The following is a 20,026-nucleotide window of genomic DNA, read 5'->3' as shown; positions in this document are numbered from 1 at the left end:
ATTTACCCCAATATAAATTTCTCTGCGACCGTATCACCTAAAAAAAGGCCCTTTTTAGTCATACGGACGATTTCTTTATCAGGAACTAAGAGTCCTTGCTCAGTCAATTCTGTTACTACATGACCATACTGCTGATCAAAAGAAATACCAAATTTTCCTTCAAAACGCTTTTTAGAAACACCTGACTTCTTACGCAAGCCTAGAAACATTTCTTCTTCCATCATCTCTTGCTTACTCAGATGTTCTTCATTCACACGCGCATTGCCTTTTTCAACCGCCTCTAAATAATGACGAATCGGTCCATGATTCTTATAACGAACCCCGTTAACATAGCCAGAAGCTCCAGCCCCAATACCAAAGTATTCTGCATTATCCCAGTACATGAGATTGTGTCGACTCTCAAAGCCTGGCTTGGAAAAGTTGGAAATTTCATAGTGTTCAAAACCAGCCTTTTCCAACTCCTCAATGATATACTCAAACATCTCTGCTTCCAAGTCTTCTTTCGGTAAAGGCAGCTTTCCTCGCCGCATTCGGTTCATAAAGATCGTGTGATTCTCTAAAATTAAGCTGTAAAGACTCATGTGAGGGATGTCTAGTGCAATAGCCTTGGCCACATTTTCCCGCACATTGTCCATGGTCTGCTTGGGCAGGGCGTAGATCAGGTCGATGGAAATATTATCAAAACCAGCTTGCTTCAGATTGGTGATATTTTCATAAATATCTTTCTCTAAATGGCTGCGCCCAATTTGCTTGAGCATGCGATCGTCAAACGTTTGGACACCCAAAGACACTCGGTTAACAGCCGAATCTTTTAAAACAGCAATCTTATCTGGATCCAAATCACCTGGATTGGCCTCAATCGTTAGCTCTTCTAAACATGATAAATCCAAACTTTTCGTCAGTTCTGCTAGCAAAAACTCCAGCTGCTGCGCTGAAAGTGCCGTCGGCGTCCCACCGCCAATATAGAGCGTTCGCAGATTTTTTATATCATAAGACCTATACTCCTGAATCAAATGCACCAAATAAGCATCGACAGGTTGGTTTTTGATAAAAACTTTGGAAAAGTCACAATAATAACAAATTTGAGTACAAAACGGAATGTGTACATAAGCAGAAGTTGGTTTGGTGTGCATAGTATTTATTATAGCATAAATTTAGTATATAGATGTTTCAAAGTTCACACCAAAATTTATAGACTCTTATCAATATATTTTTGCTAAGCAATAAAAACATAGTAAGTATTCAAAAACTTTCAGCCTAATTTTCCACTTCAGCTTGAACTTTTTTCAAATAATGATTTGTCAATAAAAATGCCATCATTGCCAGAGCAATCAGAAAAACACCCGCTAACAAATAGCCCACTAAATCTGGTGATAGCAAAATGAAATAAGCGCTCACTGCAATAATGATTATGTAAATAATCATAGCAACAATGCCCAAAATCATCTTTAGTGAATTATTTTCGCGATTAAATAATTCCGTCACATTCGACCAATTGGTCACTAGCAAGCGTTTATCACGATGATATCCCCAAGCACTCCAAGCTAGACAAGTCAATAACCAAGCGATTAGCATCAATAAAATAGCAACAGGTTGTACACCAACCACAAAGGAAAAGATTGCTAACAAAATGAATGGAAAAATGGATTGAATGACAAATAAATTCCAAAACTTGAGTTTAAGATAACGCGCCATGTCAAAGGGCAATACTTTCAAATAATCATAATTTTCACGTTCGAGTGAGATGCCAATTCCTGTTAAATTTGCGCCACCCGTATTTAAGCTTGCCACAAATGTTGCTATCAACATCAAAGGAAAAGCGAATTTAGTCGTTAGATAAGGAGAAATAGTCTCTCGATATTGCAAAAAACCAGCAGTCATTGGAATTAAAATAAAGTAAGGTAACACACTAGACATCAAAAGAGTTTGTAATAAGACGGAGCCATCACTAATTAGATTTAATTGATAACGCCACACAAACTGCGGAAAGTTTCTAAGTCCATTCACCTTGAAAATTTTCGTTCGTTTTTGTCTATTAACCACCGCGGTTGTCGTCAGTGCTGCTTCATAAAATTCTGGTAAAACCTTTTGCTTAACAATAATGAATAAAAATAAAGCTACGACTATCCAAGCGCCCATTCCAAGCAAGGAATTCAAAGCAAAAGGTTGCATACTGAAAGTATGAAAAATCGTTATCGGTGGAAAATAAGCAGGTTGATCCTGCAATATTGCGTTTTTAACGTTAGAGTTATTTTGCAAATTCACTAATAAAATCGCACCAAAAGCCATTATTGTAGCAAGAGCCAATAAAATATTAGAGGCAAGCTTTTTGTATTTCCTAAAAATAGCCGTTTTCGTAATAAAATGAACACCAACCAAAAGAAGGAAAATTAGCGTTGAAAATAAAACCCCTAACGAAATTAGCAAAATAGGGATTGCAAGCCAGATTGGTTGACCCGATTGCATTTGCAAGCTAATGAAATAAATAACAATCGGAAAAACTCCCATTAAAGTAGTTAAAAGAACAGAAAATCCTTTCCCAACCATAATTTCGCTCTCACTAAAGGCATAAGGCCGGTAAGCTTGCAAGTCTTTACTTTCATAAAAGACATTGTAAAAAGAAAGAAATCCTTGTGCAAAGATGAATAGATAAAAGACGCTGACAAAATTTGAAAATAAGCCTGGATTCTGAGCAAGTGGTAAAAAAGCACCCTGTACACCAAATATACAAGCATACAAAATTCCAGCATAGAGATAGTTCATCACTAGATTTCTAGCAACATTTCCTTTTTTCTGTGGATTTTTTTGCTGCTTTTTACGATAACTAGCAAGCCTAGTTGATTGCGTCGTATATATGATATTTGCATGAATGAGAGAGCGAATCGCTTTAAGACGCATCAGAACTCACCTCTTCTCTACGACCAGCCAAACTGAGGTAAATACTTTCTAAGGATTTTTCAGGATGTTGACCTTTCAATTCCTCAATCGTACCGTAAAATAGCAGTTCCCCTTTTTTGAGAATGGCAATACGGTCACACAACTGCTCTGCTACTTCTAAAACATGTGTGGAAAACAAAACAGTATTTCCTTTATCTGCATGCTCTCGCATCATTTGTTTAAGGTCAAAAGCAGCCTGCGGATCCAGGCCAGTTAGAGGTTCATCTAATACCCAGATATCAGGGTCAGATAAAAGAGCAGCAATGACAAATACTTTTTGTCGCATTCCATGCGAAAATGATTCAATGACTTCATAGCGATGAGCTGTAAAATCAAATAATTCCAGTAAGTCAGACAGACAACTCTCATAATCTGAAGGACTCATATCATAAGAAGTTCCGACCAATTCCCAGAATTCATTTGCTGTCAGACGTAAAAATAAATCTGGCGAATCCGATACATAACCAATTTTTTTCTTTATTTCCAACCGATTGGCTGCTAATTCCTTTCCGTCCACATAAATTTGACCATTCGTTGGATTAATCACACTAACCAATGATTTAATCGTTGTTGATTTTCCAGCACCATTGTGTCCAATTAAGCCTACAATTTCTCCACTTTGAAGCGTTAAATTCAGATGATTCAACGCTATCTTGTCATCGTACACTTTTGTAACATCTTTAAACTCAATCATAAATTCTCCTTATCTACTGAAAATTTTCAGATCATACTACCAAAAGCAAGAAGCTATCTTCTACTTTTTACAAATATATATAAGTTAAAATAATTGATACATTCTAAAATCGAAATGATGGCACGCACTGTTTACCTCCTAGTCTGATTTTGATTTTTATTGAGTAAGGAATAAAAATCAATCAACTATTCATCTTTGAATCGCATCTGCCAACTCCAAAATCTTCTGAAAGGTTTTCCCATTTCGAATAGTCAAAGACTTGTAAAAGCTGGATTTAAGCAGCTTTTTGTGGTAGTTGGACTTGAGGTAGTCAGCCTGGTCGCTATTTCTATAAAAGAAGGCTGTCTGACCAAAATGCAGCAGCTCCTTGTCATTTGCCCAGCGCCCTGCCTCTGCCTCTATCTGCTCGCGATTGGCTTCCGGCAGGTAAAAAAGGACATCGCGCCGATAGGCTGCTTCATCCCGCCACCAAGCAGGCAGTTTTGCCATTTCTTCTTGAAGAATAGCAGAGCTAATCAAGACAAAGGGGATTGGAAAGTCATAGGATCGCCTGAAATAAGCTGTCAGTCGCTCGCCAATCTCCCCCTCCCGCTCACTGCTGTCAAAAAAGAGATTGCCGCTGTTGATGTAGGAGACAAGATTTTCAAAACCCAGCTCCGCCAAATCAGCCTTCAGGTCTGACATGTCAACCTTGTTTTTCCCGCCGACATTGATGCCGCGGAGTAAGAGTGTGTAACGCATTCTTCTTCCCTTCTTGATTTGTTTGTCTTTCTAATCCACCGCCTTAATCTCCAAAATCATATCCCGAATTTGAGCGGCGAGTTCGAAGTCCAGAAGACCAGCAGCTTCTTGCATTTGACCTTCTAATTTCTTAATCATATTCTTACGCTCTTGTTTATTGAGGCTTTCAATATCTACCACTTCTTCCTTATCTGGTAAAACAGCTTTTGTCACGCTGATTAGATCGCGGATTTCTTTCTGGATTGTTTGCGGTACAATACCATGTTCTTCGTTATAAGCCATTTGAATCTGACGACGGCGGGCAGTCTCGTCCATAGCCTTTTGCATAGACTCAGTAACAGTATCAGCATACATGATGACGTGTCCTTCGCTGTTACGGGCAGCCCGACCAATGGTCTGGATCAAACCACGCTCATTGCGGAGGAAGCCTTCCTTATCTGCATCAAGAATGGCAACCAGACTAACCTCTGGCACATCAATTCCCTCACGCAGCAAGTTGATTCCGACTAAAACATCAAAGATACCCAGCCGCAGATCTCGAATAATTTCTGTCCGCTCTAGAGTCTTGATATCTGAGTGCATATACTTGACCTTGACACCCATTTCCTTGAAGTAGTCGGTCAAATCCTCCGCCATTTTCTTGGTTAAAGTCGTGATAAAGGTCCGCTCATTCTTTTCAGCACGTGCGTTGATTTCGCCTAAAAGATCATCTATTTGTCCCATCGTCGGACGCACTTCGACTTCTGGATCCAACAGACCAGTTGGTCGAATAATTTGCTCAATCACCGTATCCGTTTGCTCCCGCTCATAGTCTCCCGGTGTCGCAGATACATAGACAATCTGGTGGACATGACTTTCAAACTCTTCCCGACGTAGCGGACGATTGTCCAAAGCTGATGGCAGACGGAAGCCGTAATTGACCAACATTTCCTTCCGTGAACGGTCACCATTATACATCCCCTTAATCTGCCCCATAGTCATGTGACTTTCGTCAATCATAATCAAAAAATCATCTGGAAAGAAATCCAGTAAAGTGTAAGGAGGCTCACCTTCGCTCCGTCCGTCCATGTGGCGAGAATAATTTTCTACACCATTCGTGTAGCCCATCTCCCGCAACATTTCAATATCATAGTCGGTTCTTTGTTTCAAACGCTGAGCTTCTAAAAGCTTCCCTTCCCTTTCAAAAAAGGCTAGCTGATCTTCTAATTCCGCTTGAATCTTACCAATGGCAATTTCCATATTTTCGTCATTGGTCATAAAGTGAGTGGCAGGAAAAATGGCTAAATGGTCTACTTCGCCCAACACTTGACCGGTCAATGCTTCTACTTCTCGAATACGGTCAATTTCATCCCCGAAAAATTCCACCCGAAAAGCATGTTCATCGCGAGAAGCTGGGAAGATTTCCACAACATCGCCACGCACACGAAATTTTCCCCGCTGAAAGTCAATATCATTGCGCTCAAATTGAATATCAACCAAATCATTGAGAAGTTGATCCCGCGAAATCTCCAAACCAGGTCGCAGACTGACCACGCTATCAGAATATTCCTTAGGTGACCCCAGACCATAAATGCAGCTGACTGACGCCACTACAATCACATCGTTGCGCTCCAGAAGAGCCGAGGTTGCTGAGTGACGAAGTTTATCAATCTCATCGTTGACCGAGCTGTCCTTCTCAATATAGGTATCACTGGAAGGCACATAGGCTTCTGGTTGGTAATAGTCATAGTAAGACACAAAGTATTCAACCGCATTGTCAGGAAAAAACTCCTTAAACTCGCCATAGAGCTGACCAGCCAGGGTTTTATTATGAGCGATGACTAGGGTCGGTTTATTGACCTTTTGAATGACCTGACTCATAGTATAGGTCTTCCCAGTTCCTGTCGCTCCCATGAGAATCTGAGCTTTCTCACCACCCTCTATATTATCCACTAATTGCTCAATCGCCTGTGGTTGATCTCCTGAAGGCTCATACTTGGAAACTAATTTAAATTTATTGTCCGTAATTCTATTTATCATTATTCTTTTCCTCTATACAATCTTCTCTTATTTTATCACAATTCTTAAAATATCACTGACTTAGGATATAAAGAATCTCACCTAGTAAAACTAAGTGAGATTTGATTTTCTAAATTGCAATGCTGCTGGCAATTTTTCTTCTTTTTTAAGAGTCCAATATAAATAAGCAATGCTGAGAATTAACACCAGACTGGTGAAAATAGAACCTTCTGCGCCAAAAGCCCCACCCGAAAGCCAATCTACGCTGGATTTCGTATTGTAGGCAAAGACAGAAGCTTCTGCTCCCTGACCACTGACCTGAATACCATAAATGTTACCTTGAACAAAATTCCAAGCACCGTGAATACCAGCCAGACCCCACATATTGTCCGCTTTTAGCATATAAAAACAAGCAAAAATACCATCAAGAATAATGTTGACAATTGAAAGAAGCGTCACTCCAGGATTTAATAAATGGAGAGCACCAAATAGACTAGCAGAGATTAAAATACCGACCAAAATATTTGACTTGGCAGTAACTGTAGGAAATAGCCAGCCACGCGTCACCAATTCTTCTGTTCCTCCTTGTAAAATCCAAAACGGAATCAAGGCGATAATAAAGAGAAAGGGCTCCAAACTAAGATAGTTGAGTTCTAACCTACCTACACCTGTCACCAAAAGTAAGACAACTATGAGAGAAAACTGTGCCCCTCCAATCAAAAAACCTTTTGCTAGTTCTTTAAACCAATTTTCCTTAAAAAAACCAAGACTTGAAAAAGGTCTTTTTTCAACGCATTTCACCCAAAGAAAGAGAGCCAAAGAAATAAAGGAAAAGAGGAAGAGTTGGATGAAAATCATATAATGCGATATCAGTTCTTGTATCATTACAAAGCCTGTCCCAGAATGAACAAGACCAAGCACAAGACCAAGCAGTATCGAAATTGGAACCAGTGCAAGCCCGCCGACAATTTCACCTCCATAAACAAAAACAATCGAGAGGATAACTGCCAACCAAATAGACGGAATGTAACGGGACTGTTCCACATTATCAAGCATACGAGATTTAAACATAAAATTTCCTTTCTATTTTTTATTATTATATCATATTTATTTTACGAAAATATAAAATAATTTTTAATTGTATGTTATAAAATCTAACATAAAAATACGAAATATTTGCCTTTGGAAGATATTTTTGGTATAATTTAAAAATATTCTTTAAAGGAGAGACTCATGAAGAAAAAAATTATAGCTTTTTTGTTAGCTTTACTACCACTCTTTGCTGTAACAACTATTCATGCTGATACAATCAAAATAGTATCTGATACAGCTTACGCACCTTTTGAATTTAAAGATTCCGATCAAACTTACAAAGGTATTGACGTGGATATTATCAATAAAGTTGCGGAACTAAAAGGTTGGGATATCAATATGACCTTCCCTGGCTTTGATGCAGCCGTTAACGCCGTTCAATCCGGTCAAGCAGATGCTATTATGGCTGGGATGACAAAAACCAAAGACCGTGAAAAAGTCTTCACCATGTCTGATACTTATTATGATACAAAAGTTGTCATTGCAACGACTAAAGCCAATACAATCAGCAGTTATTCGCAATTAAAAGGAAAAACTGTTGGAGTTAAAAACGGAACTGCTGCCCAACGTTTCCTTGAAAAAATCAAAAACAAATATAAATTCAATCTGAAAACATTTGATACAGGAGATTTGATGTATAATAGCCTTTCTGCTGGCTCTGTTAATGCAGTCATGGACGACCAACCGGTTATCGAATATGCTATCAAGCAGGGGCAAAACTTAAAAATCTCTATGAAAGGAGAAGCCGTTGGTAGCTTTGCCTTTGGTGTAAAAAAAGGAAGCAAATATGAATATCTGATAACAGAATTTAACGAAGCACTTGCTCAAATGAAAAAAGATGGTTCTCTTGACAAAATCATCACAAAATGGACAAGCTCTACAACGACGAAAGCAACTAGTTCTACTCCAGAAACCACTACTCCTGCTGGTCAAAAAGCAACTCCAGTAAAATCTAAATATATGATTGCAAGCGACTCTTCCTTTGCACCATTCGTTTTTCAAGATAGTAATAACAAATATACTGGGATTGACATGGATTTGATAAAAGCCATTGCCAAAGACCAAGGTTTCACAATTGAAATCACAAATCCCGGTTTTGATGCTGCTTTAAATGCTGTACAATCTGGACAAGCTGATGGAATGATTGCAGGAATGTCTGTGACAGATGCTCGTAAAGAGACCTTTGATTTCTCAGAACCATACTATACAGCCAATGCAATCCTTGCTGTCAAAGAATCCAGCACAATTACTTCATACAAAGGCTTGAAAGGCAAAACAGTCGGAGTTAAAAATGGTACTGCTTCGCAAACCTTCTTAACAGAAAATCAAAACAAGTATGGCTATAAAATCAAGACATTCGCTGACGCTTCTTCTATGTATGACAGTTTAAACTCTGGCTCTGTGGATGCTGTTATGGACGACGAACCCGTTGTAAAATACTCCATTAGCCAAGGTCAAAAACTAAAAACTCCAATCAAGGGAACCCCTATCGGAGATACTGCTTTTGCAGTGAAAAAAGGTAGTAATCCTGAATTGATTCAAATGTTTAATAATGGTTTAGCAAATATCAAGAAAAATGGTCAATATCAAAAAATTCTTGATAAGTATCTAAAGAAATCAAACTCAAATACCAGCTCTTCAGACAGTACAGTTGATGAAACTACCATTTGGGGGCTTCTCCAAAACAACTATAAACAATTGTTAAGTGGACTTGGTATCACCATTGCTCTTGCGCTTCTATCATTTGCTATTGCTATGGTAATTGGAATTATCTTTGGAATGTTTAGCGTGAGTCCCGTCAAAGCACTCCGCATCATTTCAGAACTCTTCGTGGATGTTATTCGTGGAATCCCGCTTATGATTCTCGCAGCCTTTATCTTCTGGGGTATTCCTAACTTCATCGAATCGATGACAGGGCATCAAAGTCCAATCAACGATTTTGTGGCTGGTACGATTGCTCTTTCTCTCAATGCTGGCGCTTATATTGCAGAAATCGTCCGTGGTGGGATTCAAGCTGTTCCAGTTGGACAAATGGAAGCCAGCCGAAGCCTTGGTATTTCTTACTCAAAAACCATGAGAAAGATTATTTTGCCACAAGCAACAAAAATTATGTTGCCAAACTTCGTCAATCAATTTGTTATCGCTTTGAAAGATACTACAATCGTCTCTGCTATCGGTCTTGTCGAACTTTTCCAAACTGGGAAAATCATCATTGCTCGTAACTACCAAAGTTTCAAAATGTACGCTATCCTAGCAGTCTTTTACTTGATTATCATCACTCTTTTAACGAGACTTGCAAAACGCTTAGAAAAGAGGATTAAATAATGGCTAAATTAAAAATTGATGTCAATGATTTACATAAATACTACGGGGAAAATGAAGTTCTAAAAGGAATTACAACGAAATTCTACGAAGGAGATGTGGTCTGCATCATCGGCCCTTCTGGTTCCGGAAAATCAACTTTTCTACGTAGCCTAAACCTGCTTGAAGAAGTTACAAGTGGCTCTATTACCGTGGACGGTTTCGACCTAACTGACAAAAAAACAGATGTCGACTTGGTTCGTGAAAATATCGGCATGGTTTTCCAACATTTCAATCTCTTCCCTCACATGACCGTTTTGGAAAATATCACCTTTGCACCTGTCGAACACAAGCGAATGACACAGACCGAAGCGGAAAAACTTGGTATGGAACTATTAGAAAAAGTCGGTTTATCTGATAAGGCTGATGCCATGCCAGATAGTCTCTCAGGCGGACAAAAACAACGTGTGGCGATCGCACGTGGACTTGCTATGAGTCCTGATATTATGCTCTTTGACGAACCGACTTCCGCTCTTGACCCCGAAATGGTCGGAGATGTTCTCAATGTTATGAAAGAATTGGCCAAGCAAGGCATGACCATGATTATCGTGACTCATGAAATGGGATTTGCTCGTCAAGTAGCCAACCGTGTCATCTTTACAGCTAACGGAGAATTCTTAGAAGACGGCAAACCTGACCAAATCTTTGACAATCCACAACACCCACGCCTCAAAGACTTCCTAGATAAAGTTTTGAACGTGTAATACTACTTCGAGTCTGGGACAAAAATGTTCCAGACTCGTTTACTTTCTAGAATAAAACTCAATAACGCAGTAGTTGAGTGGTCTTTAATGCGCTGATCTATCAGCTTTTACAGACTTACTCAACCTTGCGGGGTGGGACAACAAAATCGATTCCTTACGAAATATCAATTTTTGTCCCACTCCCTTTTTGCACTTTCATTCCATTTATTCTTAGTGACAAACTTTTGTCTTGGTATCCTTTTGACATTTTATATCTTTTTTGCTACACTAAAATCAGTAAAATTCGGAGGTAAGGAGTCTATGTACAAGAAATCTATTGCTTAAAGGAAACTTTATCTAGTAGATTTTTTGTCATGCTCTTGCCTATTTTTATAAAAGAATTTTTTCAAACTTCTCAATAATAATTTATTCGTTGCAGACTACTCCGTTTTGCAATGTTTGTTGGCAATCCAAAAACAAGAACAGCTCTACTAGATAAAATAGGGCTGTTTTTCTTAGCCCTAAAATAACAACGAACATCAAAAGGAGACTTGTATGCTACAAATTCGACATTTAACTATTACCCATTTAAAAGACTTGAAAGACTTAGTCAGCGATTTATCACTCACGGTCAATGCAGGCGATAAAATCGCCATTATCGGGGAGGAAGGGAATGGAAAATCTACTCTTCTCAAGCTACTTATGAATGATGCACTTGTTTCAGACTATGTTAGTTATAGAGGAGAAATTCAGAAAAACTATCATCGTTATGCTTATTTGCCCCAAACTTTGCCTGAAAATGAAAGAAAACTCTCCCTCAACGACTATTTCTTTGGAGATTTGAACATAGATTTAGATTACAGCAAACTTTATCGCTTTGCTCAAGAATTACATTTCGACAGTCAACGTTTTACTAGTCAGCAAATATTAGCAACTCTATCTGGCGGTGAAATTGTGAAAGTTCAGTTACTGAAACAATTGTCCAGTTCTTGTGACCTGCTCTTTTTAGATGAACCTTCCAATGATTTAGACATAGATACTCTGATTTGGCTGGAAAATTTTCTTCAAAATACACCTCAAACAGTTATGTTTGTTTCACATGATGAAAGTCTTTTAAGTCATGCAGCGACAAAAATCGTACATTTGGAATTGGTTAAGAAAAAGCAAGAAGCTCGGACGACCGTACAGAATCTTGATTATGAACATTACAGCCAGCAACGACAAGCTGCATTTGAAAAGCAAACTAAAAACGCAAGAAAAGAACGCGAAGAATATGAAAAAACAATGGAAAAACATCGTCGTGTCAAGCAAAGTGTAGAGCATGTGCTGCGCAACACCCATGATAGCACGGCTGGAAGATTAGTGGCTAAAAAAATGAAAAATGTCCTCTCGCAAGAAAAACGTTTTGAACGAGAAGGCGCCAAGATAACAGAATTACCTACACAGGCAGATACTATCAATCTACAATTTTCTACTATCACTCCTCTGCCATCTGCAAAAAGAGTAGTCATTCTCGAACAGATGTGTTTGAAGGTAGGGGAACGTACCTTAGCCAAAAATATAAATTTTGAACTCTTAGGGCAGGAAAAGATTGGGATTATTGGTGAAAATGGTGTCGGTAAATCTACTTTTCTCAAAGAACTACGAAATCTATTGCAAAATAAAAGAGACATTACACTAGGATATATGCCTCAAAATTATCAGGATATGTTGAACGAAGCCGATTCTCCAATAGATTTTCTAACATCCACAGGAGAGGCTATTGAGCGAGAAAAAATCCTCACGCACCTAGCCAGTCTGCAATTCACGCGCAATGAAGTACAACATCCCGTTTCTCAACTATCTGGCGGACAAAAGGCCAAATTACTCCTTCTAAAAATGGTATTAGAGCAAGCAAATGTCTTGTTGCTAGATGAGCCGACACGCAACTTTTCCCCCACTTCGCAGCCACAAGTACGAAAACTTTTTACAGACTATAGCGGCGCTATCATTACCGTTTCACATGATCGTACTTTTCTAAAAGAAATCTGTCAAAAAATCTATCGCTTGACCGAAACAGGACTAGAGCAAGCCAGAAATGAACAGCTATAAATTTGTTCTCTAAACAGCCAAGCTCCCTTGAGCTGTCTGCATTTGGTAATAAACGCCTTTTGCTTGCATCAGCTCTTGATGACTGCCATGTTCCACAATATCTCCGTCAACAAGCACTAAAATGATATCTGCATTCTGAATAGTAGACAAGCGATGAGCAATAATAAAACTGGTTCGTCCTACCATTAGCTTATTAAAAGCCTCCTGAATAAGCACTTCAGTCCGCGTATCAATAGAGGAAGTAGCCTCATCCAAAATCAAAATTTTTGGAACTGCTAGAAAAACACGCGCAATGGTCAATAGCTGGCGTTGTCCTTGGGACAAAGAATCCCCTGCATCTGCTAGATAGGTATCATAGCTATTTGGCAATTGCTGAATAAAGAAATGAGCATTCGCAGCTTTAGCTGCTGCAACTACTTCTTCTCGGCTCGCTTCTGGTCGCCCAAAAGCAATATTTTCATGAATCGTCGCTGTCTTCAGCCATGTTTCCTGTAAAACCATACCAAACTGCTGGCGAAATGAGACTCTGGTGTAGTCTGTAATATCTATGTCGTCTAGCTTAATCTTACCCGCATCTACATTATAAAAGCACATGAGGAGATTGATTAAAGTCGATTTTCCAGCACCAGTTGGACCGACAATAGCAACTTTGCTTCCTGCTTGAATGGTCATATTTAAATCGTGAATCAAGGGGTTATTTTTTTCATAACCAAAACGGACATGTTCAAAACGAATCGCTCCCCGTACTGCCTCACTCGTAAGTTCTTCTTTCCCAGTTTCCACAACTTCTTTTTCATCTAAAATCATGTACAAGCGCTCTGCACAAGCAAGGGCGCTTTGTAGTTCAGCCATAACAGACGAAATATCGTTGAAAGGCTTGGTGTATTGGTTGACATAATTTAAAAAAGTCACTAATTGTCCGACCGTAAAGCTGGAGCCATTGATGATACGAACTGCACCAAATCCTACAACAATGGCATAAATAAGAGCATTCACAAAGCGCGTTGCTGGATTAACAGTAGAGGAATAAAAAATCGCTTCTTGAGAGTAATCCGCATAGCTCTCATTGCCTTTTGTAAAATCCTCAATGAACTGCTCTTGAGCATTAAAACTTTGAATCAAACTTTCTTGAGAGAGACTTTCTTCAATCAGTTGTGTTTGAAGCCCCCGTGCCGTCGTTTGTTTTTGAAACAGCTTGTAGCTTTTACGGGCAATAAACCGAGCAATCAGCATAGATAAAGGGGTTAAAAGCAAGACTAATATCATCATGAAAAAGTCAATACTTGCCATTGTCACAATCGTTACAAGAATAGTCAACACGCCTACAAAAAACTGATTGAAAACCATAAGCAGACCATTATTTAGCTGCTCCACGTCTGTCGTCAAACGGCTTACTAAATCACCACTCCCTTGACGATCAAGATAAGCTAAGGGAAGACGATGAATTTTTTGAATGACAGCATCCCGAAGTTTCCGACTATAGCTATAAATCAACTGATTATAGATTAAAGGATTGAGCCACTGAATCGCTGTATTGGCAACAATCACCAGACCCATTTTAGAAAGAATTGGAAGCAAATGCTGACTTGCATCGGGAAGTAGAACACTATCAACTGCATTTCCAATCAAAATCGGCAAATAAATAGTCAAGGCAACCTGAACAATCGTTCCAATTGTAGCTAGTAGGAAAAGCCATTGCTGCTGCAATAAATCACTTGCAAGGCGTTTCAGACCACTTTTAGAATACCTCGTTTTCATGCTTTTCCTCCTTACTATGTTGTGAGAGATGAATTTCTCGATAAATAGCGCTCGTTTGAAGCAAATCTTCATGTGCACCAAGAGCTACCTGCCGACCCTTATCTAAGACAAGTATTTGATCGGCTGCCCGCAAGCTATTGGTTCGTTGAGAAATTAAAATCAAACTCGTGCTCTTTAATTGTTCTTTAATCGCTTGTAATAGTTTGGCTTCTGTTAAATAATCAAGTGCCGAAGTGGAATCATCCAGCACAAGAAAAGGTACTTTTTGTAAGATCGCTCGCGCAATCGTCAACCGTTGTCGTTGACCACCGGAAAAATTCCGACCAAAAGTTTCTACCACTGCATCTAGCTGACCTTCTTTTTCCCGTACAAAGTCACTAGCTTGCGCAACGTCAAGAGCCCACCAGAGTTGTTCGTCCGTCACCTCATCTTCCAGACCCAGCGACAAGTTTGAGCGAATCGTTCCGCGAAACAATTCTGCTTTTTGCGGTACCAAGCTCATCCAAGTGCGCCATTCTTTCAGATTTCGAGGGCTTCGACCATTTTTGAAAATAGTCAACTGACCAGCATCAATCGTATACAAATGCGCTAAGAGTTGCACTAAAGTTGATTTCCCTGAGCCTGTTCCTCCAATCACGCCCAAAGTCTGACCAGATAGCAAATCAAACGAAATATTTTCCAAAGCTGGACTAGCAGCTTGTGGATAGGTAAAGGTAACATTTTCAGCAGAAATAGATTGAGCGCCAACAGAATGTGTATTTAGCAGTTCTGCTAACACATCTTCCTCTTCCTGTTCAAAGACTTCTTGGATTCGTCCAGCGCTGATGTAACTTTGATTCAAAGAAGTGACGAGCATAGCTAATTTCAACAGTTCTATCAAAATTTGCAAAAGGTAATTGACCAAAGCAACTAATTTCCCTTGCGTCAGTAAATTCTGTCCAATAGCTAGATTCCCATGCCAAATAACCATGACCAATGTGCTATTTACCACTAAAAAAGTCAACGGGCTAATCAAGCTGGACCAAACTCCTGTTTTTATCTGCCAGGTTTTATAGATTTCATTGGTATCTCTAAACTCATGAATTTCTTTATTTGTTTGCCCAAAGGCACGGATAACACGCATACCTTGCAGTTGTTGGCGTGTCATATTGACAATTTTATCTGTAATTTGGCGAATTTTAGCGTAAAGCGGATTTACCAAGCGTGACATGATATAGATAATACCAGTTAGGATGACAACCATGAGCAAAAACCATAGCGTAATACTTGGACTAATCAAAAATGCCATGATAATCGAGCCAAAAACAATAATCGGCGCACGCAAAAAAAGACGAAGAAATTGATTGATACCGGTCTGAATTTGATAAGTATCGCTTGTCAAACGAGTGACCAGACTAGATGTCGTCAAGTTATCTCGATTAGCTTTTGGCAAACGCATAATTTTTTGATATAAATCTTTGGTTAATTGACGTGTAAAACCTACCGCTGCTTTTGAGGAATAATATTGAGCAATAATCGCCACGACAACACCAAACGATGCTAGGATAACCAGTAAAAAGACCATGGTATAAAGATGCGTGCTATCTTTTTTAGGGATTGTTTGGTCAACAATCGTTGCAATCAAAATTGGCACCAATAATTCAAAACTAGCTTCTAACAATTTAAACAGCGGTCCTAACAAGGATTCTTTGATATAACCCTTAAAATATTTCAATAAATCTTTCATGAAATCTCTTTTCTTATACAAAACTAGTTCTATTTTATCATAATATAGCCTTCTCTGCGATTTGTTAGCGGATACAGTAAACTGAGACCGAATATCTTTTGTCTTAGTGTGACAACAGATTTAAATTTAAAACAAATAAAAAGAAGAGAAACGTTTCCCTTCTTTTTATTTGCTTTTTTGTAAACATATATTTTTATGTATAAACAGTCTAGTTTCAATCTACATAAGTATCTTCATCTCGATTCAGAAAAGCGTAAGGCAGACCAATCAAAAGTCCTCCGCCAATCCAATTAGCTAAAAAAGTAACGCTAAAATGCCGTAAAATATTTGAAAGATTGAAAACTTCAATTTGCCCAGCTATTTTATTAAAAGCCACTAAAGAAAATGATGCAAAATTAGCTGCCAAGTGCTCGTTGGTCAAAAAAACAAACATATAAATGGCAGAAATAACAATCAAAATTTTTGCAGTTGAATTTTTCAACAGTAAATAAGACAAAATCGCAATATTAACAAAGATATTTGCAATAATCCCTTCAAAAATGACGAGCTGATTAGGGCGAGACAATTTATGCTCTGCTATTCCAGCAAGAAAACCATTTGATGTGAGGTGAGTAAATGCACTGGTTTGATTAAAGAGAAAACCAACAAAAAGAGCACCTACCAAATTAAAAAATGTACAATATAGTAAAATGAGCAAAGCCTTTTTCCAATTTATCTTCTTTAAAAACGTTCCTGCCGTTAAATACATCATATTTGAAGTGGTTAATTCAGCATTTAAAAAGAGAATGTAAATCAGTCCCCAAGCAAAAATAAACGGAAAAACAAAGCGACCAGCCCCTGAAACAAGCCCATTCATTACATCTGCTGCGATAACACCTGCCGCTGTACTCAATGTCAGAAATGCTCCTGCATACATCGAACGAATTGCATATTTCATTTTACTTCCGTTAAATAACTCTTCTTTTTTGTGACACGCATATTCAATTTTTGCAATAAATAATGATTCTGTCATTTTCATCTTCCTTTTTGTCCTTATTGTCGCAAAAACAACATGCTCATTATATCACAAACTTTCCGATTTAGGAAGCGTTTTCTTTATAGAATGCTTCAACAGACTTTTTATTTAATAGTAAACAAAAAGAGATTAGGATTTTTATCCCAATCTCTCCTCAATATGCAATATTATTGATGACGATTTGCCCAAGCAACATCCAAATCTAACACTTCTTGCGTTGTGTATTGTTGGCGATAAGGATTGTAAACTTTGTTAGTCGTTGCAACATTGGTTGCTTGCACATTTGGTACATCGTATTGTGTCAAATTATATTGTTGAATCAAATTATTCAACTTAACATTATAACTTGTATCCGTCGCATAAACACCTGTCAAAGCGGCTGTCGCATTCATATAGCTGGTCGTATTACCCTTCCAAGCATAAGTGTAACGGCTATGTTTTAAAATTGCCACATAATCTTGTAAAGATTCAAAATAACTTGGATAGGATCTAAATTCTGCATTGATATTATAAGTATTTCCTTGCCCGTCATCTTCTAGTGTAGCCATTGTTGCTGATTGCCCAGCATATTTTCCTTTGATACCAAACAAATTATGATGAGGAGCAGCTGATAAAGCAGAACGTCCAGAATTACTTTCCAGAATGGCTTGTGCAATCATAACCGAAGCATACAAATCATTTTCTTGTCCCAATTGACGAGCAGTTTCACCAATTTGTGAAATGAACACTTCTGTTTGAGTCAACGGGCGTTGGTAAGTCTCGTCATTGGCACTAGCTGGGTGAACTTGCTTAGATAAAACTGCACTAACCAATAAAGCAGCAGCCACCAAAGCCAGAATTATTAAAACTCTTTTTTTCAATTTCTTCTTTCTCATAGCTTATTTCTCCAGTATAATATATTTTGATTATAACATAAAATACTCATTACTTAGTTACAATTTGGTGACAGATTCATTATAAAAAACCGAGAAAAGTACTGCCCCCAAAAAGTTAGATTTTTCTTGTCCAACTTTTGGGGGCAGTACAATGATTCTCAGTTTCTCTTCAATTCCTAAATTTTTTCCAAAATCGCATCCCAAGCTGCATTTAAACCATCTTTATTAACAGATGAAAAAACAATAAAATCATCATTTTTATCAAAATCTAACTTTTTCTTAATGACTGATTCGTGCTTGTTCCATTTGCCGCGTGGAACTTTATCTGCTTTTGTAGCTACAACAATAACTGGTATTTCATAATATTTGAGAAATTCGTACATTTGTACATCGTCTGCACTTGGCTCATGACGAAAATCCACTAGACTGACAACTGCTCTGAGATTTTCCCTGCTCGTCAGATATTCCTCAATCATCTTGCCCCACTTTGCTCGTTCTGTTTTAGAAACTTTAGCATAACCATAGCCTGGGACATCCACAAAGCGAAGCTTGTCATCAATGTTGAAAAAATTCAGCAGTTGCGTTTTTCCTGGTTTACCAGAAGTTCGAGCTAGATTTTTTCGATTTAACAATGTATTGATAAAGGAAGATTTTCCAACATTGGATCGCCCGGCAAGGGCAATTTCAGGAATCTCATCTTGCGGATAATGAGATTTATTTGCTGCGCTTAGCAAAATTTCTGCATTGTGTGTGTTAATTTCCATTGCACACCTCTTTATGCTGTTTCTAAAATCGGCTTATCTGTTCCGTCTACTGCTTCCTTGGTAATCCGCACTAACTTCACATTTTCTTGACTTGGTACTTCAAACATGACATCCATCATGGTTTCTTCGATAATCGAGCGCAATCCACGAGCACCTGTCTTGCGTTCAATGGCTTTGTTGGCAATCTCTTGGAGAGCATCATCATCAAACTCCAATTTGACATCGTCATAAGAAAGAAGCGCTTGATATTGTTTCACTAAAGCATTCTTAGGCTCGCGAAGGATTCGCACCAAATCATCAACTGTCAAAGGCTCAAGCGCTGCAAACACAGGCAAACGACCAATCAATTCAGGAATAAGACCAAATTTTTGAATATCTTCAGAAATAATTTCTTGCATATAAGAACTATTTTCATCAATGGCTTTATTATTTTGACCAAAACCGATAATTTTTTCGCCTAGACGTTGTTTGACAATTTCTTCAATACCGTCAAATGCACCACCAACGATAAAGAGAATATTCTTGGTATCTACTTGAATCATTTCTTGTTGAGGGTGCTTGCGACCACCTTGCGGAGGTACACTGGCAACAGTTCCTTCAATGATTTTTAGCAGGGCTTGCTGAACGCCTTCACCAGATACATCACGAGTTATAGATACATTCTCGCTTTTCTTCGCAATTTTGTCAATCTCATCTACATAGATGATGCCACGTTCTGCACGTTCAATATTGAAATCTGCTGCTTGTAAGAGCTTTAAGAGAATATTCTCAACATCTTCCCCTACATACCCAGCTTCCGTCAAAGCTGTCGCGTCTGCAATCGCAAAAGGAACATTCAGACTTTTCGCTAAAGTTTGAGCGAGAAAGGTCTTGCCAGAACCAGTTGGACCAATCATGAGAATGTTGGATTTCTGCAATTCGACATCTTCCTCTTCTTCACGATTATCATGAAAATTGATACGCTTATAGTGATTGTAAACAGCAACGGCCAATGCTCGCTTAGCACGGTCTTGCCCAATCACATAATGATTCAAAATATTGAGTAGTTCTTGTGGTTTTGGCACTTCTGACAAGTCTGCCAGCACTTCTTCTGCCAATTCTTCTCTAATAATTTCTTGCGCTAATTCCACACATTCATTACAAATAAATGCATTATTTCCTGCGATGATCTTTTGCACTTCTTCTTGACTTTTACCACAAAAAGAACAATAAACCATCATTTCGTTCGTACGATTTGTAGGCATTTTTCACTCCAATTCTATTCGTTGTTCATTCTTTTTCATTCATTTCT

Annotated in this window: 15 protein-coding genes; 3 read left to right on the top strand and 12 right to left on the bottom strand. The window is 38.4% G+C overall.

Annotated features, from left to right (window positions below; genetic code table 11):
• Positions 1–2: 2 nt before the first annotated feature.
• The 6 genes from hemW to FQ204_RS01125 form a co-directional block, all read right to left on the bottom strand.
• Positions 3–1,133: a radical SAM family heme chaperone HemW gene (hemW, locus tag FQ204_RS01150; RefSeq protein WP_144207603.1), complete on the bottom strand. Its 1,131-nt coding sequence runs from the start codon at positions 1,131–1,133 to the stop codon at positions 3–5.
• Positions 1,134–1,257: 124 nt separating this feature from the next.
• Positions 1,258–2,898 carry a hypothetical protein gene (locus FQ204_RS01145; RefSeq protein WP_144207600.1) on the bottom strand — a complete coding sequence of 547 codons (1,641 nt, stop codon included), beginning with the start codon at positions 2,896–2,898 and terminating at the stop codon, positions 1,258–1,260.
• Positions 2,888–3,631, bottom strand: a complete 744-nt coding sequence (locus FQ204_RS01140; protein ID WP_144207597.1) for an ABC transporter ATP-binding protein — start codon at positions 3,629–3,631, stop codon at positions 2,888–2,890. Before FQ204_RS01140 ends, FQ204_RS01145 begins: the two co-directional genes overlap by 11 nt.
• Positions 3,632–3,820: 189 nt before the next feature.
• Positions 3,821–4,372: a DUF1697 domain-containing protein gene (locus tag FQ204_RS01135; RefSeq protein ID WP_144207594.1), complete on the bottom strand. Its 552-nt coding sequence runs from the start codon at positions 4,370–4,372 to the stop codon at positions 3,821–3,823.
• Between the two features lie 30 nt (positions 4,373–4,402).
• A complete protein-coding gene (uvrB, locus tag FQ204_RS01130; protein WP_144207591.1) occupies positions 4,403–6,391 on the bottom strand; it encodes an excinuclease ABC subunit UvrB in 1,989 nt (662 codons plus the stop codon).
• A 90-nt stretch (positions 6,392–6,481) separates the two neighbouring features.
• Positions 6,482–7,441: a CPBP family intramembrane glutamic endopeptidase gene (locus tag FQ204_RS01125; RefSeq protein ID WP_144207588.1), complete on the bottom strand. Its 960-nt coding sequence runs from the start codon at positions 7,439–7,441 to the stop codon at positions 6,482–6,484.
• A 162-nt stretch (positions 7,442–7,603) separates the two neighbouring features.
• Between FQ204_RS01125 and FQ204_RS01120 the strand changes: the two genes are divergently transcribed.
• The 3 genes from FQ204_RS01120 to FQ204_RS01110 all read left to right on the top strand — a co-directional run bounded on the left by FQ204_RS01120 (position 7,604) and on the right by FQ204_RS01110 (position 12,597).
• Positions 7,604–9,787, top strand: coding sequence for an ABC transporter substrate-binding protein/permease (locus tag FQ204_RS01120; protein WP_144207585.1), 2,184 nt, complete (start codon positions 7,604–7,606; stop codon positions 9,785–9,787).
• Entirely contained in the window at positions 9,787–10,527 is a 741-nt protein-coding gene (locus FQ204_RS01115; protein ID WP_144207582.1) for an amino acid ABC transporter ATP-binding protein, read from the top strand. The genes FQ204_RS01120 and FQ204_RS01115 overlap by 1 nt, the downstream gene beginning before the upstream one ends.
• 534 nt (positions 10,528–11,061) lie before the next feature.
• Entirely contained in the window at positions 11,062–12,597 is a 1,536-nt protein-coding gene (locus tag FQ204_RS01110) for an ATP-binding cassette domain-containing protein (protein ID WP_144207579.1), read from the top strand.
• A 9-nt stretch (positions 12,598–12,606) separates the two neighbouring features.
• Here FQ204_RS01110 and FQ204_RS01105 read toward each other — a convergent pair whose 3' ends face one another.
• From FQ204_RS01105 to clpX, 6 genes are all read right to left on the bottom strand, one after another.
• Positions 12,607–14,355, bottom strand: a complete 1,749-nt coding sequence (locus FQ204_RS01105; RefSeq protein WP_144207576.1) for an ABC transporter ATP-binding protein — start codon at positions 14,353–14,355, stop codon at positions 12,607–12,609.
• On the bottom strand, positions 14,336–16,081 hold the full coding sequence (locus tag FQ204_RS01100) for an ABC transporter ATP-binding protein (RefSeq protein WP_144207573.1): 1,746 nt from the start codon (positions 16,079–16,081) through the stop codon (positions 14,336–14,338). Before FQ204_RS01100 ends, FQ204_RS01105 begins: the two co-directional genes overlap by 20 nt.
• A gap of 214 nt (positions 16,082–16,295) precedes the next feature.
• Positions 16,296–17,093 (bottom strand): formate/nitrite transporter family protein, encoded by a 798-nt coding sequence (locus FQ204_RS01095; RefSeq protein ID WP_144207570.1) that lies wholly within the window; start codon positions 17,091–17,093, stop codon positions 16,296–16,298.
• A 170-nt stretch (positions 17,094–17,263) separates the two neighbouring features.
• Positions 17,264–17,971: a glucosaminidase domain-containing protein gene (locus FQ204_RS01090; protein WP_144207567.1), complete on the bottom strand. Its 708-nt coding sequence runs from the start codon at positions 17,969–17,971 to the stop codon at positions 17,264–17,266.
• A 176-nt stretch (positions 17,972–18,147) separates the two neighbouring features.
• A complete protein-coding gene (gene yihA, locus FQ204_RS01085; RefSeq protein WP_144207564.1) occupies positions 18,148–18,735 on the bottom strand; it encodes a ribosome biogenesis GTP-binding protein YihA/YsxC in 588 nt (195 codons plus the stop codon).
• 11 nt (positions 18,736–18,746) lie between these two features.
• A complete protein-coding gene (gene clpX, locus FQ204_RS01080) occupies positions 18,747–19,979 on the bottom strand; it encodes an ATP-dependent Clp protease ATP-binding subunit ClpX (protein WP_144207561.1) in 1,233 nt (410 codons plus the stop codon).
• Positions 19,980–20,026: the final 47 nt, after the last annotated feature.

This window comes from Streptococcus constellatus (genome assembly GCF_902167705.1).
GTDB classification, from domain to species: Bacteria; Bacillota; Bacilli; order Lactobacillales; family Streptococcaceae; genus Streptococcus; species Streptococcus constellatus_A.
The sequence above is the reverse complement of the archived record's forward strand: the minus strand, read 5'-3'. Positions and strand labels throughout refer to the sequence as shown.